16 protein-coding genes are annotated in these 17063 nt (G+C 39.9%); 4 read left to right on the top strand and 12 right to left on the bottom strand.

Translation table 11 applies throughout. The features are described 5' to 3' along the window. Positions 1-13: 13 nt before the first annotated feature. The 4 genes from sbcD to NSP_RS12085 all read right to left on the bottom strand — a co-directional run bounded on the left by sbcD (position 14) and on the right by NSP_RS12085 (position 4957). On the bottom strand, positions 14-1267 hold the full coding sequence (sbcD, locus tag NSP_RS12100; RefSeq protein ID WP_071839299.1) for an exonuclease subunit SbcD: 1254 nt from the start codon (positions 1265-1267) through the stop codon (positions 14-16). 878 nt (positions 1268-2145) lie between these two features. After that, the gene (locus NSP_RS12095) at positions 2146-3513 is read right to left on the bottom strand and encodes a GUN4 domain-containing protein (protein WP_006197516.1); all 1368 of its coding nucleotides are present in this window, start codon (positions 3511-3513) and stop codon (positions 2146-2148) included. A gap of 288 nt (positions 3514-3801) precedes the next feature. After that, entirely contained in the window at positions 3802-4011 is a 210-nt protein-coding gene (locus tag NSP_RS12090) for a hypothetical protein (RefSeq protein ID WP_006197515.1), read from the bottom strand. A 388-nt stretch (positions 4012-4399) separates the two neighbouring features. Beyond that, the gene (locus NSP_RS12085; RefSeq protein WP_006197514.1) at positions 4400-4957 is read right to left on the bottom strand and encodes a Uma2 family endonuclease; all 558 of its coding nucleotides are present in this window, start codon (positions 4955-4957) and stop codon (positions 4400-4402) included. A gap of 74 nt (positions 4958-5031) precedes the next feature. Between NSP_RS12085 and NSP_RS12080 the strand changes: the two genes are divergently transcribed. Both NSP_RS12080 and NSP_RS12075 read left to right on the top strand, forming a co-directional pair. Continuing rightward, positions 5032-5319: a glutaredoxin family protein gene (locus NSP_RS12080; RefSeq protein WP_006197513.1), complete on the top strand. Its 288-nt coding sequence runs from the start codon at positions 5032-5034 to the stop codon at positions 5317-5319. A gap of 52 nt (positions 5320-5371) precedes the next feature. Beyond that, entirely contained in the window at positions 5372-6862 is a 1491-nt protein-coding gene (locus NSP_RS12075) for a UDP-N-acetylmuramoyl-L-alanyl-D-glutamate--2,6-diaminopimelate ligase (protein WP_006197512.1), read from the top strand. 39 nt (positions 6863-6901) lie between these two features. On the opposite strand, the gene NSP_RS12070 is transcribed toward NSP_RS12075, so the two are convergent. Further along, positions 6902-8368 carry a sensor histidine kinase gene (locus tag NSP_RS12070; RefSeq protein WP_006197511.1) on the bottom strand — a complete coding sequence of 489 codons (1467 nt, stop codon included), beginning with the start codon at positions 8366-8368 and terminating at the stop codon, positions 6902-6904. Positions 8369-8995: 627 nt separating this feature from the next. Here NSP_RS12070 and NSP_RS12065 point away from each other — a divergent pair. Together NSP_RS12065 and NSP_RS12060 are read left to right on the top strand one after the other, a co-directional pair. Next, positions 8996-9838 carry a sterol desaturase family protein gene (locus NSP_RS12065; RefSeq protein ID WP_006197509.1) on the top strand — a complete coding sequence of 281 codons (843 nt, stop codon included), beginning with the start codon at positions 8996-8998 and terminating at the stop codon, positions 9836-9838. A 20-nt stretch (positions 9839-9858) separates the two neighbouring features. Next, on the top strand, positions 9859-10290 hold the full coding sequence (locus NSP_RS12060) for a nucleoside deaminase (protein ID WP_006197508.1): 432 nt from the start codon (positions 9859-9861) through the stop codon (positions 10288-10290). Between the two features lie 217 nt (positions 10291-10507). Here NSP_RS12060 and NSP_RS12055 read toward each other — a convergent pair whose 3' ends face one another. The 7 genes from NSP_RS12055 to NSP_RS12025 all read right to left on the bottom strand — a co-directional run. After that, the gene (locus NSP_RS12055) at positions 10508-11062 is read right to left on the bottom strand and encodes a protoglobin domain-containing protein (RefSeq protein ID WP_006197507.1); all 555 of its coding nucleotides are present in this window, start codon (positions 11060-11062) and stop codon (positions 10508-10510) included. A 110-nt stretch (positions 11063-11172) separates the two neighbouring features. Next, positions 11173-12027 carry a DUF4388 domain-containing protein gene (locus tag NSP_RS12050; protein ID WP_006197506.1) on the bottom strand — a complete coding sequence of 285 codons (855 nt, stop codon included), beginning with the start codon at positions 12025-12027 and terminating at the stop codon, positions 11173-11175. Positions 12028-12061: 34 nt separating this feature from the next. Continuing rightward, positions 12062-12601: a GTP-binding protein gene (locus NSP_RS12045; RefSeq protein WP_006197505.1), complete on the bottom strand. Its 540-nt coding sequence runs from the start codon at positions 12599-12601 to the stop codon at positions 12062-12064. 304 nt (positions 12602-12905) lie between these two features. Beyond that, a complete protein-coding gene (locus tag NSP_RS12040; protein WP_006197504.1) occupies positions 12906-13277 on the bottom strand; it encodes a roadblock/LC7 domain-containing protein in 372 nt (123 codons plus the stop codon). A 557-nt stretch (positions 13278-13834) separates the two neighbouring features. Continuing rightward, positions 13835-14497, bottom strand: coding sequence for a response regulator (locus NSP_RS12035; RefSeq protein ID WP_017804100.1), 663 nt, complete (start codon positions 14495-14497; stop codon positions 13835-13837). Then, positions 14494-15702: a sensor histidine kinase gene (locus tag NSP_RS12030; RefSeq protein ID WP_006197501.1), complete on the bottom strand. Its 1209-nt coding sequence runs from the start codon at positions 15700-15702 to the stop codon at positions 14494-14496. The genes NSP_RS12035 and NSP_RS12030 overlap by 4 nt, the downstream gene beginning before the upstream one ends. A gap of 296 nt (positions 15703-15998) precedes the next feature. Next, positions 15999-17063, bottom strand: a 1065-nt coding sequence (locus NSP_RS12025; RefSeq protein WP_017804099.1) for an IS4 family transposase, incomplete at its 5' end; no start/stop codon positions are given.

Raw genomic sequence — 17063 nt, 5'->3', positions numbered from 1 at the left:
AAAAATTGGCGATTTACTCAATGGTCGCTCCTTCTAACCAAACCTCCCCATCATTCGCAAGTAACTTTTCTGCTGCTTCTAACATAGATGCGGCGATATCTTTTAAATCTTCACGATTATTCAAGTAAGTTTTTAGCGCTGACCTGGGGTCAATACTGCTACTAGCGGTCAATTCCGGTATCCTGGGTCGAGCTAACTGGCTGACTAATTCGGCTTGAATGGTATAATTGTGGGCTGGAGTTAAGGCTGTATGGATGGAAGCGCTATCAATCATATCCATCTGTTCAGAGCGGAGTTTATAAATTAACCGCACAACCGCATCTTCTATATTATATTTAGCGATCGCCTTCATTAAAGCAGCTTGCGGATCTTCAGCTTTAGATATATCCACCTCTATGGTGCGGAAAGTCCGAACCGGTAAAGGACAAAACTCCCAATCAGCGCTTCCTCGCTCCAATTGTATCATCACATAGCCTTTATCTTCTTTTTCTTCGCTAAAATCTACCCGTTCAATACTTCCGGGATAAATCACAGGTGGGTTATTAGATTTATTCAAATTCTGGTGACGGTGGACGTGTCCTAATGCGACATAATCAAAACAAGGTCGCGTCAGCAAAGATAAAGGTAAAGTAAAACCCTTACCCACAGCTAAAAAACGCTCCGCTCCTAAAGTTGCATTATCAGCCATTAAGTGAGCCAAAAGCACCGTAGGGACATCAGGGTCAAGACGGCGAATTTCTCCTTCTAAAACCACTTGTAAACGTTCCGTTAATAGTTCATTAACTTCAGCCAAAGACGACTTTTCCGTTTCTTGACGAGTCATCAAAGTGGAACGGGTGAGCCAAGGTAAAGTAATTACTTGGACTTTTCCATTACGAGTTTCGATATTGTGAGTGGTTAAAGTATCACCCACCACAAAACCCCGAACTCCCAAGGTGCGGTAAATATTTAAACTCGCTCCTCCTACTCCTTGAGAATGTTGGTCATGGTTCCCGACTAATAGCACCGTGGGAATATCTGCATCCACGAGCCGGCGAAACTGACTTGCAAAGGCTTCTTGCACATATGGCGCTGGGGTCGCATCTGGGAAAGCATCACCACCAAATATTACTAAGTCTACTGTATCTTCTAGCGCTCGGTCAATACATCGGGATAATGTCTTGACAAAATCCTCTAATCGTGTATTGAACCCTGTGGCGGGATTCATGCGTCCGTGAGAGAAACCGCTTCCCATGTGAATATCGGAGAGATGCAGGATTTTAATCATCTTTGTCAGGTATCAGTTGACCTTTGTTTAACATACTAATAGACATCGACCGAATTCAAACCCTTGTAGAGAACATGGAACGTCTCTACATTCTGACTAATTATCTGGAAATTACGCAGCATTTCTGCGCCAATATCTCAAAACTAAGTTGATTTTCTGACTTGTCAACTGTAATTATACAAGGGTTGCAGTCAACTTTTAGCACTCCAGCAGATTGATAAGCGATTTTTGAGCAAATACTACTGTTTTTACGAAGAAAATTAACGATATCTTAAGTTTTACACTGGTTTTATATACATTTATGCGATTACTGATAAGTTAAGAGAATCATAAAAAATAACGGATTTTACAAAAAATGAATAATTCAAATCTGCCTAATCAATTCGGCCAATCTATGATTATGGGTGGTTTAATCATGTTGACCAGCGTTAGTATTATCGCCATTATGAATATGTTCTAAGCTTAAAAACTGTAAACTTTAGCAAATAAATTTGATTAATCCCTGCTCAATAATGAGTGGGGTTTTTACATTTCTTAACACTAATGCTTTACAAAATAATATAATATCAAGTCCGGCAAATTACTTACGATATGTCATTGCGAGTGCAACGAAGTGGAACGACGCAATCGCCCAGACTCTGCGATTACTTCACTTCGCTATCGCTACGTTCGTAATGACAAGCGTTTATTCGGACATGATATAATTAGGCGATTTTTTATGAGTCTGAAAAAACAAAATATTCGTAGGTTGGGTTGAGGCTTTGCAAACCCAACAAAACCAGGGACTATTGGCGTTGGGTTTCACTTCATTCTACCCAACCTACAATTTTTTTAATACTTTTCTGTCACCCTTTGGCTAAAGCTCAACGCGAAATTCTTTAGATATTACAGTTTACAAGTCTCGACGCGACACAAGAAACAACATTCCAACCACCCCACAACCAAGGGAGGTGCGCTTCAGGTGCTGTCATATCAAAACTAATATCCTTGTAGTAGAACCACTTTCCTCTTTTTCTCCATCCTACCTTGTCCCCAAAGGCCTTCCATATTTTCTCGTCGTAGTTTCTCGTTCCCCCCAAACTTTGATAAATGCGTTTCTGCACAGAAAAACCAAAGCGCCCGTTACTGTAATTTACCCACAACTGGTCAATAGTGCGGAGTTCTTCACAGGGAAAATTATCAATACTTTCAGTATTTAACCAACCTTCGTTTTCCCGATTCACCACCGTTAACATTACCCGTCTTGTTTCCTCGTCCGCTTCTTTCCATCTTCCAGCAGCGAGTAAGTAACGCAGGTGACTATAGTCCATCCCCACAGATGATATTAGTCCCCCCTCCTCGCTTGCGCTTAGGGGGTTAGGGGGTGGGGTTTTTATCTTTAAAGCATTCACAACTTCTTCAACAGATTGATAACGCTGCTTAGGGATAGGATTTGCTAGCTTTTCCAAAATCTTCCCTAATTCATCACTAACAATATTCCCCGTTAGGTAATCTCGCCATACCCATTCTCCCTCCATCACATCATATAAATCAAAGGGACTGATTTGAGTTAATAAATGCAGACAAGTTACCCCTAAACTATATAAATCACTAATATATTTAGGTTTTCCATGCAACTGCTCAGGAGCGCAATATTCCGCCGAGCCGATAATTGTTCCTGTAGCTGTGCGCTGTTTTTGCTCTACTACCTTAGCTGCGCCAAAATCCACTAAAAATAATTTATTGTCAGCACTGCGGCGAATGATATTTTCTGGTTTAATATCTCGGTGAATTACCTGTTGACTGTGAACAAACTGCAAGATTTGCAATAGTTCTATTAATAATTCTCGAATCTGCTTTTCTGAGAAAACACCATTTCTGTCTAACTCGGCTTGTAGAGTTTCGCCTTTAACAAATTCTTGGACTAAATATTGGCGATTATCTGCGGTGAAATAAGCCATTAACTCTGGAATTTGCGGATGCTTACCCAACTCCTCTAAACGTTCTGCTTCTTGACTAAACAACTGGGAAGCCTTTTCAATACTGTCTGTTCCTTGTGCTTGGGGGAGAAATTGCTTAATCACACAAAACGGTTTTGATGGTTTATCTTCGTCAATGGCTAGAAATGTGCGACCAAAACCCCCTTGTCCTAAAATTGACTGAGGCGCATACCTTTCTCGCAGCAGTAACTTGCTCCCGCACTTCTGGCAAAATTGGAAATTATCGGGGTTAGGGTGGAGACACTCAGGATTAAGACATTGACGCATCGACTCAACACCAGGGGCTTGTTATTTATGGCTGTAAAAATTATACATGGTTTCTGAGTAATTTGGTTTGAGGAACGTAGCTTTTTTCGGTGGAGGGGAAAGCAACATTTGCACGAATTTGTTGGGTTTCACTTCGTACCCCTACGGGGAAGCAAGCTACTACCCAACCTACAATTGTGTACAATTTTCTTAAATTTGACTTTTTACTTCCTGTTAGGGCGATTCGATAAACATAGCCTTTCCTAGTCTAGTGAGGTACGTATTTATCTGTATTTATCTGTGTAATTTTTAATCGTCTAATAAACTCATTAATGCATCAAGTTCAGGATCTTGTGATTCTGATAATTGATGCTGTAATTCTAATATTTGCTTATTTAATACTTGCGATGTATAAACCATGTTAGATGATTGAGCAATTTTTAATTGACTTTCTTTGATTCTAATTTTTCTTAATAGTTGATTTACGGCATCAATTGAGTTATAATCTTGAGAAATCATCGCCTTACACCCATTCAGATATAAAGTTAAACTGCCGAAATATATATGATATCGCTGCGTTGAAATTTCTACTATAAATTATACATCCTATTAACTCAAACTTGTTCCAAGGCATACAGTTAACTAAGGCTAAGTAAGTCGGCACTAATATTTCAAGCTATATTAAGAACTTTTAATGTAGGGTGTGTTGTCGCGCAGCGCAACGCACCTTCAAAACTTAGGCTTTTTGTGTCAACAATTCAAGGTGCGTTAGCCTACGGCATAACACACCCTACGAACAATTTATATTTCTTCATGTACATTGAATTTTTCTCGCCGACTTACTTACAATGATTTAGGTTCAAGTCTGAGATTGTCAAAATAAATTTACAAATTGTATTCTATAACGCTAAGGGATTCCCGCCTGTGTAAATATTTGTTGGGGTGTAATTTGCAGCCCTTCTAATAGAGAATCTTCTAAACTATCTTCACCAGTTTTTGTTTGCGGTCTATTATCAGGATAGAATATTGTCACTGTTTTCGCTCTGGCATCCACAACCCAAACTCTCATCACACCAGCATCAAGGTAATCTGTGGCTTTGGCGCTCATTTGTCCAAAGCTTTGATCTGGGGAAATAATTTCAATGGCTAAGTCTGGAGGTATGGGACAAGGTTCATCTTCGATTACGTCACTAGATAGCCGAGAGTAGGAAACATAAAGCAAGTCTGGTACTGGAACCCAATCTCGACCTTTGCGTTTTAAAGTAACTGCCCATTCGATACCAACCTCACCGCGATTTTGCACCCATAGTATGAGAATTTGACTAATAGCAAGGGTTAATCGTGAGTGATATCTTTTTGGTGCCATTTTGGGTTTTGCTTCGCCATCAATTAGTTCGTGGGTGATATCCCCGAAGGGTAGAGATAAGAATTCTTGGAGTGTCAGTTGAGATTTAAGTTGAGTCATAACATTAGCGTAGCTTACCGTACCTTTGTCTCTATTTTGATAGAGTTTAAGGTAACTATCAATGTATTGAGAAAATGCGCTTAATTTTATACAGCAAGCCGGGATGTCATTTGTGTGAGGGTTTACAGGAGAAGTTGGAACAAGTCAAAAATCTCAGTTTTGAGTTGGAAGTTCGGGATATTACGACTCGTGAAGATTGGTTTTTGGCTTATCAGTATGAGGTACCGGTAATTTGTTTATCTAACCACCCAGGCGCAGAGGACGCAGAGGGGGAGGGGATTGAGGAGCGTTTACCGCGTCCTTCTCCTCGTGCTAGTGTGCAGCAGTTGGGGCAAATGTTGAGTAAGTATTTTTCTAATTAGGAAAAAATAATGCAAAATAATCCCAAGAGATTTTTGTGGCGAGGTTCACTAAATGAAATTGCGGGAATTACTAGCTGCTGTAGATGGTGTTGATTATCAGGGTTTGGCGGATGCGGAAATCAAGGGTTTGAAGACGAATTCTCATGCTTGCGGTGTGGGTGATTTGTTTATTGGTATGCCTGGAACCCGTGTAGATGGGGGGGATTTTTGGCAAAGTGCGATCGCCTCTGGTGCTTTGGCGGCGATTGTTTCACCAGCAGCTTTACAGAAAAATCCTCCCACTGGTGAGGCTGTGGTTCTGAGTGCGGCAGATATGACTCAAGCCTGCGCCCAATTAGCGGCGGCTTTTTACGGTTATCCAGGACAAAAACTTAAATTGGTGGGTGTGACTGGTACTAATGGTAAAACTACGACTACTCATTTAATTGAATTTCTGCTCACGAAAGCCAATCTATCTACGGCTTTGATGGGAACTCTTTATACTCGCTGGCCTGGTTTTGAACAAACTGCTGTCCACACTACGCCTTTTGCTGTGGATTTACAACAGCAGCTAGCTGAAGCTGTGAATGCTGGTTGTGAGTTTGGGGCGATGGAAGTTAGTTCTCATGCTTTGGCGCAAGGTCGAGTTTTGGGGTGTGAGTTTGAGGTGGCGGTGTTTAGTAATCTCACTCAAGACCATCTGGACTATCACACCGATATGGAGGATTATTTTGCAGCGAAGGCGTTGTTATTTAGTCCTGAATATCTCAAGGGAAGAGCGATTATTAATGCTGATGATGACTACGGTCAGCGTTTAATTGCGTCCTTAAGCTCAGAACGGGTTTGGAGTTACAGCGTCAATAATCACAGTGCTGATTTGTGGATGAGTGATTTAAGTTACGAGCCGAATGGTGTAAGCGGGATGTTACATACACCAAAGGGTAATGTGGCTTTTCGTTCTCCTCTGGTTGGGCAGTATAATTTAGAAAATCTTTTGGCGGCTGTGGGTGCGGTTTTACACTTAGGACTAGATTTGCAGTTGGTAGCTGCGGCGATACCTGAGTTTCCTGGGGTTCCGGGACGGATGGAACGGGTACAAATTAATCCTGAGCAAGAAATCAGTGTAATTGTGGATTATGCCCATACTCCTGATAGTTTGGAGAATTTACTCAAAGCTGCGCGGCCGTTTATTCCGGGAAAAATGATTTGTGTGTTTGGCTGTGGGGGCGATCGCGATCGCACTAAGCGCCCCAAAATGGGTAAAATTGCGGCTGAGTTAGCTGATGTAGCGGTGCTAACTTCAGACAATCCCCGTACTGAAGACCCGGAACGGATTTTACAAGATGTTTTGGCGGGAATTCCTGATACAGTTAAACCTACAGTGATATGCGATCGCGCGATCGCTATTCGCACGGCAATTTTACAAGCACAACCCGGTGATGGCGTGTTATTGGCTGGTAAAGGTCACGAAGATTACCAAATTCTCGGCACTGAAAAAATTCATTTTGACGACCGAGAACACGCACGAGACGCTTTACAAAAAAAACTCAATGTCCAAACTTAACTCACCGCGCCATTGACTAAAAATTCCCCCCTCTCCTTACTAAGGAGAGGGGTTGGGGGTGAGGTTGGTGCATTTGATCTTTTGCTTACTGGTAACTTCCAAAGGTAAGAAAATAGTTAACACTTCCCCATAATGTTGGCGTTGGCGTACAATCAGTTTGCCACCAATAGCTTGAAATAGATGCTTCGTTGCTGCAATATTTAAACTAATCGTACCTGTTTCTGGCTGAAACATCAGCAGTTGACCAAGAGCTTTGCGAATCGGTGGTGTGACATTCCCGTCGCTTGGGCTGCTTCCTTGGCAATTGAATTGAGGAGATAATTGTAACTTGAGTTGATCACCAGCCGGAATCACCTGCACTTGAATATGACTCCCTGGGGGTAAGCTGCGGGTGAAATTCTCCATCAAACCAGTGAGGATTTGATCCAGCATATTGGGGTTACTGACCACTGTGGGAAGTTGCTGCGGTAAAATGACATCTAAGGTCAAATTTCGCCGATGCGCCGCTTGTTGCCAACGAGGCACACTCTGACGCAACACCTGATCTAAGGACATCGCTGTTAGTTGAGTACTTAGAGATTTTACCGGGGGAGAGGTTTCTAATTCTGCTGCTTTAAACAGTAACTCCATCCGGTCAATTTGGTCGGTACACTCGTGATCAATAATTTCTAGGCGATTAGTGACGTTAGCAGGTAAATCTCGCCGTTTGAGTAGTAGGCGAGTCAGGGTGCGAATTGTGGTTAAGGGTGTGCGAACTTCGTGAGCAAAAGCTTGGAGTAGTTCTACATCCGGGATTGGGGATTTCGTCTGAGGCTCGGTTTTATGTCCGCAGCCTCCACTGTTTTCTGATACTTCCTTATTGGCTTCTGGCTCTGTCAATTCCTGAAGTAACAACTGGCTAAACTGAATTATCGTGCGGTAATCTGGTGCTACTGGAGAATAGTTTTTTACTAATGTATCTAGTTCTGCGAAAAATTCGGGATTACTCAGCATTACCCTCGCACCGAGCGCTCGCCAGGCTTGCTGTACTACTTCTGGATCAAAGGAAAATGAAAATGCTTTATCACCGGTTTTGTCTTCTTTTAAAACCAGAACTAATCTAAATTTGTCTGTGAACACCAAGCAAAAACGCTCTGTTACCAGTGGATCGGCTGGTAGTAAAGGCAGCACTGATTCATGAGAAACCGTTTGTTTATTTGCTACGGCGATCGCACTCGGCATCCGAAATGGCATCAGTGCCAAGGGGTTAAATGGTTTGGCTGTAAAAGTGACAGTTTGCAGGCGTTGAGTTAATGTTGGCTGACTAAATAGAGGTGCTGGTGCAGCTAACACTAATCCTGGGGTCGCATCAGGTGAAGCACTTGCTAAAGTGTTGATTAGCAGTTTTTCTGTCGCGGCTAAACTGACGCGCCACTGTTGCTCTGCTTTGGTTGGTGAGCATTCAGCCACAGTTGCTTGACTTTCGGCTAAAATTTCACTCAGACTTGGCAAGATCCATTGATACACAGGTATTCACCCCTTGATTGAAGAGCGACTGGCAGCGTTTAAATTAGGCATTTCACTACTACTTATGAGGTTATATTCTTTTGTGTATTGGCGACAGTGGTATAACCGAACAATATAGGTGAAATTTCCCCTGTCAACAGTTTAAATTGAGCGATCGCAACTGGATAAAACTCTTGTGACTTCACGGCGGTACTAGTCCTCTCCAGAAAACTTTGGCTATCGGCCTGGTTGTTCAAAGGAGTGAGATATCTGTATTCACACACCCCAAAAAAGGAATTTCACCAATCAAAAAGAAAACTTTACCATCTCAATTTGCCGCCCCTCTTATTCGTGCTAATAGATGAAAATATGGTATCTTAGTAGAGATTTATGACCTTTAACCCACGTTTTCAGGGTTTAAACGTTCATCAGTTGTTTGGCTTAACGCTTTGTCAAGCTCAATAATTATAGCTGGGGAGTGGTCCGTGGGTAGGGGCGGGTTTAGCCAGTGAGTCTATGGTTCATCGAAATTCTTCATAAACCCGCCCGGACACCGAGTAGGGTGAAAACCTTTCGGTGTCTAACTTTTCTAATCAGTTTATGTCCTAACGTCCTTGGCGGTTGCTATATTTTAATCAAGACACAGAGATGAAAAAAAAGTTTTTTGATTTTTGTTTTGAAATTGAATTTTATCTCAAGATAGCTATTGCTTGTACAATTGTTCAACAAATATTTTATTTTGTGCTGCAAAATAAGCAATACAACTTTATAACTCAGGTGTTGTTGTATTGGCTTGTTGGTTCTATCTCCTTTTATGGTATTGGTCTTTTCATTGAAAAAATAATTAAAAAGAATGATCATTTAAGAGAGAAACTGACCGCTAGGGTGAAAAAAGTTAAAGCACAACCATTGCCTTCCTTTACTACTCAAGGCATTATGATTGGGGAAATAAAAACTTTGATAGCAGCAGCAATCATCCTCTATCTAGCACCAGAGGTACATAGAGGAAATAGCTTGCTCTTAAACTGGGGATGGTTTTTGATGAGAATAGTTGCTTTTGATTTTTGTTTTTATGTAACCCATTGGCTATTTCATAGAAAATTTTTGCAGAAAATACATCTGAAACATCATCAGTTTGCCGATTGCTCAAGTTTTGTGGCTGGTCATAAAAGTTTGACCGAATATATCATTGTTACAATTATAGAAATTTTGCCTCTGCTACTATTCGGGTATGATCTCACCCAAATATGTGCATGGACTATCATTGGTAATGTTTATAACCTAGAAGGTCATAGTTCCTTATCAATATTGTTCGTGGGATCAGATTTTCACGATCTTCACCACACTTGTTTCAAGGGAAATTATGGTATTCAAGGATTTTGGGATAGAATATTCAACACACTGAATTCTTCTACAAAAAAAACAGGAATTATGTTCCCTGTGGCTTCTTTGGAGTCTATGACGATGAAATACAAGAATTCAGAACCTTAAGACCAAAATCAGAAATTAAAATGAACCCAGAATATTTTATGCAGATCGCACTAGAAGAAGCTAAAAAAGGAGATGCGCCTTATGGTGCAGTGATTGTCAAACATCAGGAAGTTGTGGCTGTAGCTCATAATACTGTCAAGGGAAATAGTGATCCATCAGCCCATGCAGAAATCAACGTTATTCGTAGTTTAACAGCTAAACTTAAAAGCCCCTCTTTAGAAGGTTATAGCATATATACAACTGGCGAACCTTGTCCCATGTGTGCTACCGCTTGCGTGTGGGCAGGTATATCTGAAATTGTCTATGGTGCTTCCATTCAAGATTTAATTTCAGTCAATCAATCACAAATTGATATTACTTGTGAAGAGGTCATTGCTAAGTCATTTAGAAATATCAAAGTAACACGAGGTATTTTAAAGCATGAATGTTTAGAACTATTTAATTTATCTTAAAGTTATAGGGTACATTAAACTAAGTTAACATACCCTAACAAAGATAATTATTTAACTAAGTAGGTAGGCAGGAAAAAACCACACTATATTACTAAAGGTCAATAGGGCGGAAATCCTTACCAATGACCAATGACAAAGGACAAATGACGACCCCTACCAGTTAACTTTATTTACGCCCACTTACTTAATGTGTGTTTTTTACAGTTAGCAATACAACCTACAAAGATGCTGCACCAGTAGCAACTAAACGCTTAAACAAAGCCTCTGACCAGCCAGTTTCTCTCAATACAGCAGACCTAGCAACTTCTACATAAGCTTGCTCAATAAAAGCTAGGTCGATCATACAAATTTTACCCAGGGACTCTTGTAATTCCTCTGGTTTAGCATGGGATTTTAAGGTTTTGCCAACTTCATGAACCACAACTCCCATCGCTGGAACCACATACTGAGGGACAATGCCAATCTTCACATGAATAACGCCAATATGCCAGCGACATTTAGCATATTCAGTACCCCAGTCATCCATCCCGGTAAACATTTGATGAAACCATTGAATAAATGTTTCATGTAGGCGGTGAACACGTCCCTCAGTCTGATTTAAGATGGCATTCATTTCTTGATCACGCCCTAGATAAGCATAAAAATGATCTGCCATTTGTGGAGCAATCTCTAGACCCCATTCTGCATTTGACTTCAAAATAGACTTATCTTCGGGAGTCAAACCAACACGTTGTTCCAGAGTTTTCAAGAAAGCGAGAGTCTCGATAGCCATAATTAATCCTCAATAATCGGTAAATGGAATTTAGTTAAGCTTTTTTACTTGAGGCATCCGGTATAAAAATATCGAATATTTGCCACTGATTTCGTTTCCTAGATGTATAACTATCTACTTCGCAGGAAACCCACTAAGCTTTTGAAAAATGACTGACTTAGTGTTTGTTTTTCGGGAGGTTCTTTCACGGTTGCTAAACTGACTGCGGGAGCAGAATTTTCCAAAGTTGGTGTGGAAGTAGCAACCATAAAATGTTCCTCTACCAAGCCAACTACAATTAGCCGGAAAGCGATTTGCAGCACGGTTTCTACAGATACTCTCAGATGAGTAGCAATGTTATGTAGGGATATTTCACCGTTGACAAATTCCCACAATTGCCATTCCTGGGCATTTAGCTGTATCTGAGGCTGTTTTGCAATCAAACTTGATAAACCTGAAGTTGCATCTGGTAATTTGTCTGCTAAAGCTGTCCAGTTTCGCAGCGATCGCAAGCCCATCAGTATAACCTCAGTTGCTGACATACTCAAACCCGTCATCTCTGCTATGGGCAAATTTGTTGTGGGTTTAAATGTAAAGGAACCATCCTCGGCTTGAAATAAGCTAGATATTTGCCGTATGACTTGAGTTTTAAATAACTGTTTCAATTGTTCGGCTTCTAACAATCCTTGGGACTTTAAAGATAACCCCAGAGGTGTGTTGATGAAAGTGGGACAAATTTGAGTTACCCTAGAAATCACGCGTTCGCTGATCCAACCGCGTTGAGCAATCATTAATGTCAGCCCTTTTTCATCTAAGCGATCAGCTGCGGCAATTACACGACCTTGATGTAGCCAGATATAGTAATGTTGTATTTTACTATTTGCCGAAGGTAATTCTATGGCAAGGAGTCCGGTCTTTTTTCCGTGATCTAAAAAGTGAAGTAATTCCGGTAAAGAAAAATCTGTAAAATTACCAGTAATAGCCATAATATTTCTTCTCTTAACTGGTTGAAAACGTTAATTAAGCTACAGAACTTTGCATCAAATGATGTACTAAAACAATCACCGCATTAGCCACAGAGTCTCTTTGCATTGGGTTAACTTTCACCATAGGGGGTAGATGATTCTCATCCATATATCCCAAAGCCAAAAACACATCTTCTTCAGACCAAGCGTCAGGAAAGTCAGTATGGGTGAGACCAATAATCATCGGAATCTGCACCCGTTGATTCATAAAGGTAATAATTTTACGTGCTTGACGGAAATCTCTAGGTCGATGTGCTGCTACCAGTACGATATAAGCGTGAGCCTTACGAATCAAAATATCCCACATAAAATCAAAGCGAGACTGACCAGGTGTACCATAAAGGTGCAACGCCATATCAGGGCTAAATTGTAACCGCCCAAAGTCAAGAGCAACAGTAGTCTTTTGCTTTAGCAAAGCTGTTTCATCAGTTGCTAAAGTATCTGTATCTACTACGTCAATTTCACTGATAGAACGGATAAAAGTAGACTTACCAGCACCTACAGTTCCTGTGACAATCAAACGCATGTTTTCCATGCTTTTTTAACCCATTAACAAACAAAGAATGATTAATCACTGGTGACTGCATTTAAAGTTGTGATTTGCCAATTTCCCGTTAACAAGACCTACGGAAACAGGCTGCTAAATACAGATAATTACAATCAGTAGCTAGGGGTAAATAAATCGAAGTTTGTAGTCAGGACTGAAGTCCTGATAACCCCGGCTCCGAGCGATGAATTGCTCACTACAAACTAGGATTTTATTGGTGTTTTAATCATTTCTAGCTACTTAAACCTCGTTTATAACAACGCAAGGAGACTTGGATTGACTGCAACCTTAATTATGTCAAAATCAGCTTAAGTTCTGAGAGAACACGCTTGATTTCTAACATCAGTAATCCCTGTTTCGCAGTTTCACGAGCTAAGACGAGCAAGACAGCTTCTTCACCACAGCCGGTGAGAATACCAAACCCCTTATTACCTTCAACAAAGATGCGGTCAATATTCCCTCTCGATAATTCCAGCCCAATGCGTTCGCCCAACGAAAGCATTGAAGCTGACATTGCTGATACTCTTTCTTCATCCATCCCACCTGGTAAGCTTGTCCCTAAAGGTAGACCATCAGGAGTTACCAGGGCTGCTCCCTGAACGTCTGCTGTTGCAGTGACAAAATTCTGCAAAACCATGTTCAGCTTGTCCGCGTTGATTGCCATTTTTTTATGCTCCCCTGTTTTAAAAATTAGTCATATTTGGATTTGGGAATTTTACAAATCCCTAATCAGAGTTTTTATGCTATCGACTAATGTGTCTGTTACTCCTAAATAATTCAAGTCAAATACTTCGTAATTGTTCCCTCGAAGCAAGGATTCGTTCTTTGCCAAGTTCAATTACCTGCTAAATGAGTAGGGGATTGAACCTGAAAATATGGGTTTAAGTACGGTCAGAAATAGTCGAACTGGTTGAACTCGTCAGATAAATCTTTTTTCAATCGGTTCGCTACCTGATTCAATTATGCTTAAGTAAACATGAAACTAAAACCGAGGAAATACGTATTTTATTGAAAATATTACAAATCTACATTAAGTAGATTCTATGGACAGCTATTAATTCTTTGTAATTCTATCCTGATCAAACTAAAAGCATGGAAGTATGCTAACATATAAATGTCTCTTTTACTTAATATTTTTTGAGTGATGACTCATCTATAATTAAGAAAAGTTAAGTTTGCTAATTACTTGGTCTCTATCAAATATTCTAATTGTTAATATTTTTAACTATCTTGCTCTAAATAACCTAAAAATGTATTGGCGATAATAGCCGCTTGAGTGCGATCGCGCAAATTCAACCGATTTAAAATATTAGTGACATGATTCTTAACAGTCCCCTCAGATATATAAAGTTGTTGGGAAATTTCTCGATTATTAGCACCTACAGCAATTAACCGCAAAACCTCTTTTTCTCTAGGAGTAAGTTCAGTCAAATTAGGTGGTACAGGAGGTAACTCTGTTGGTGTAACCTGGGAAAACTGAGTTACAAGTTTTTTGACTATTCCAGGGCCTAGCTGTGTATAGCCTTTATAAACTGCACGAATAGCCACGGCTAATTCTTCTGATGGTGTATCTTTGAGCAAATAACCCATTGCTCCATTCTGTAAAGCAGCTTTGACATATTCATCATCATCAAAAGTTGTCAAGACTAAAATTTTAATGCCTGCACAACGTTTTTGAATTTCTCGCGTAGCTGCAACCCCATCCATAATGGGCATTCTGATATCCATAAGTATCACATCAGGTTGTGTTTGTTCACTCAAATGAATTGCTTGTTCGCCATTTTCTGCTTCACCAATTATTTCTAAATCTGGTTCTAGTTCTAATAAGGCTTTTAATCCTTGACGAATTAAGTTTTGGTCATCTACTAATAAAACTTTAATCATCTTGTCAAGCTCAATAAAGGAATATTAACTATAATTTCACAACCAGAACCAGGAGTACTATTAATTTGAAATTCGCCTCCCAGTGCTAAGGTGCGATCTCGCATACTTTGCAGTCCGAAACCAGTAGTATTCTGCATAATATCAAAACCTTTACCATTATCTTCAATAATCAAGCGGAAACTTCCTTTATTTGTAGTAATTTCTAGTTTCACTTCTGATGCAATCGCATATTTAGAAATGTTTGTCAATGATTCTTGGATAATCCGGTAAATAGAGATAATAATGTCAGATGGTAGAGAATATTCTAGATTAATGTGGCAAGTTGGTGAAATGCCATTGGAGCGGTGAAAATCTTCTAAAAGACTAGCGATCGCTTGTTCTAAAGTCTGTCCTTGCAAAGGATTATAACGCATAGTAGAAACCGACTGACGCACATCATTTAGGGATTTAGAACCAAGTTCCTTCGCTCTAGCTAAAAATGCTTGGGCTTTAACCGGGTGAGATTGCCATAATTTTAAAGCAGTTTCTAATTGCAAATTTAAAGCTGTCAAAGAGTGTCCCAATGAATCATGTATTTCCCTAGCAATGCGGTTGCGTTCTTCCAAAGTCGCTTGATTTTCAATTTTTAAAGCATATTGCCGGAGTTTTTCGTTAGCAATGGCTAGCTTTTCTCTACTTTGGCGTTCAGATATAACTGTATTCATCAACAATAATATAAAAATTAAACTTAAGCCAAATATCAGTGCCAAGCTCAGAGGAAAAAACCGAAAGCGCTCTTGTGCATATGGTGGTAGGGGAGGTTTAGGAAAGCGATGTTGTAGTGTTAATAAAAATAAACTAAAGGATATACTCGTAACTAATAAACGTCCAGGTAATTGAAATATTAGGCAACTGCGAGTTACTAAAATTATGTAAAGAAAAGGAAATAATCTCGCAACTCTCCCCCCAAAGAATCCAGTTGTGACAATCAAAAAAATTTCACTTGTCGTATAAATTATTTTACTTAAGTAGTTACTAGTCGGTAATCTTAAGCCCATGATCCCAAAAATAATCAGACTAAAAATAGTCAGTTCTGGGAACCTGGCATTAAAGCGTGGGGAAGGAGATGGTAGGGCAGCTGTAAAAACAGCGATCGCTAATAATACCCACTCCAAATACAGCAAAAATCGAAAAGGATGATTGTTAAATTGAATAGGACGACTCATGGAATTTGAGATGTTTATTTTTGGGGATACTAGAGATTTTGGTTGATATTCAATTTCATCAACCCAAATTTATTTTCTATCTATAGAGTAATTTATATGTAATTACCAATGACAATTTTCGGTAATGAATCGTGACTAAAGTCATGGGTGTAATCGTGACTTTATGCTCATGTCAGTGTGATTGGGGATTTCTTATGATGGTGACATCCAACCAGGAAACTACACGAAATCAACTATGAAACTCAAACCATTATCACTGCTCGCTGGAGCGATCGCTTGAGGGGGCGACAAAGAAGTTAAAGAGGCTGCTGTATAAGCATCATAGCCATCACCCCCTGCTGATAAAATGCCTGCTTATTGCGAACGGCAGCCATCATTTCCAAGACCAAATCCTGACACCCATTCAGCGAAATTATCCAATTGTATCCGTATAAGCCTATCCAGAAAGCACTATGTCTTTTTCTGTTTCTGTTCAAATCACTTGGACGACAGACATAAGATTGTTGTCTAGAAAATTGAGTTTTTTGACCTTGTAACCATGCAGAAGTCATTGCTATAGCAATTAATAAAATCAGACGGACAAGCCTATCAGGAGAAGCTTGAGAACCTTCTAGATTATAGCCACCAGTTTTACAGTCTTTAAACATAGCCTCAATCCCAAAACGTTGACCATATATTTTGACAGTCGTTGATACATCTGTCAGATTAGTTGATAAATACCAAGGCTCTTTCTCTTGTTTGCCACGATATTTTCGTTTCCAATAAACTGCTAAATTACAACGACCAAACCCTTTATTTTGTGTGAGATTGACATCAGGATAAAATCGGCGGTCACCGGGAGAAAGTGGAATCGTATGTAGCGGTTGAAAATCTTGCCTTTTTTTCCGAAAAGTAGTGTCCTTTTTTTGTCGAAAAACATACTTTAAACCTTGACGGTGCAACCAACTGGCTAATTCAATCCCATGAAATTCTCTATCCCCAATCACCACTAATTGATAATGTTTCAAGAGCCGGATTACCGGGCGTAATACCTTTTGTTGTTCTTGCAGGTTACTGCAACCATCTTTGTTAAGTAAACACCAATATATTGGCAATGCCCTTTTTTGATAAATCACGCTCACCATCAAAATATTATTGTCTTTCCATTGGGTTCTATCCAGGGCAATAATCAATTGTGATTTGGGTTTGATTAGACGTGATAATATTTCTTCAATAATGGGAAACCATAGTAGCACTACACTCAACGCATTCGATTTGAGAAATCTTTGTAAGTGACGACGACGGCTATTTTGTTGTATTGGTAAAGGTATAGTAGCAGCCAATCTTTCTATTTTTACTTGTTTCTGACTTTGTAGCAACCA

This window comes from Nodularia spumigena CCY9414 (genome assembly GCF_000340565.2).
GTDB lineage: Bacteria > Cyanobacteriota > Cyanobacteriia > Cyanobacteriales > Nostocaceae > Nodularia > Nodularia spumigena.
Note: the sequence above shows the minus strand (reverse complement) of the source record. Positions and strands in the feature narration are given on the sequence as shown.

Coding starts and splice junctions, on each gene's coding strand:
- NSP_RS12055 (WP_006197507.1), bottom strand. CDS start 11,062: ATGGCTATCGAGACTCTCGCTTTCTTGAAAACTCTGGAACAACGTGTT.
- NSP_RS12090 (WP_006197515.1), bottom strand. CDS start 4,011: ATGATTTCTCAAGATTATAACTCAATTGATGCCGTAAATCAACTATTA.
- NSP_RS12095 (WP_006197516.1), bottom strand. CDS start 3,513: ATGCGTCAATGTCTTAATCCTGAGTGTCTCCACCCTAACCCCGATAAT.
- NSP_RS12035 (WP_017804100.1), bottom strand. CDS start 14,497: ATGATTAAAGTTTTATTAGTAGATGACCAAAACTTAATTCGTCAAGGA.
- NSP_RS12060 (WP_006197508.1), top strand. CDS start 9,859: ATGAACCCAGAATATTTTATGCAGATCGCACTAGAAGAAGCTAAAAAA.
- NSP_RS12085 (WP_006197514.1), bottom strand. CDS start 4,957: ATGACTCAACTTAAATCTCAACTGACACTCCAAGAATTCTTATCTCTA.
- NSP_RS12030 (WP_006197501.1), bottom strand. CDS start 15,702: ATGAGTCGTCCTATTCAATTTAACAATCATCCTTTTCGATTTTTGCTG.
- NSP_RS12040 (WP_006197504.1), bottom strand. CDS start 13,277: ATGGCAATCAACGCGGACAAGCTGAACATGGTTTTGCAGAATTTTGTC.
- NSP_RS12050 (WP_006197506.1), bottom strand. CDS start 12,027: ATGGCTATTACTGGTAATTTTACAGATTTTTCTTTACCGGAATTACTT.
- sbcD (WP_071839299.1), bottom strand. CDS start 1,267: ATGATTAAAATCCTGCATCTCTCCGATATTCACATGGGAAGCGGTTTC.
- NSP_RS12045 (WP_006197505.1), bottom strand. CDS start 12,601: ATGGAAAACATGCGTTTGATTGTCACAGGAACTGTAGGTGCTGGTAAG.
- NSP_RS12075 (WP_006197512.1), top strand. CDS start 5,372: ATGAAATTGCGGGAATTACTAGCTGCTGTAGATGGTGTTGATTATCAG.
- NSP_RS12065 (WP_006197509.1), top strand. CDS start 8,996: ATGAAAAAAAAGTTTTTTGATTTTTGTTTTGAAATTGAATTTTATCTC.
- NSP_RS12080 (WP_006197513.1), top strand. CDS start 5,032: ATGCGCTTAATTTTATACAGCAAGCCGGGATGTCATTTGTGTGAGGGT.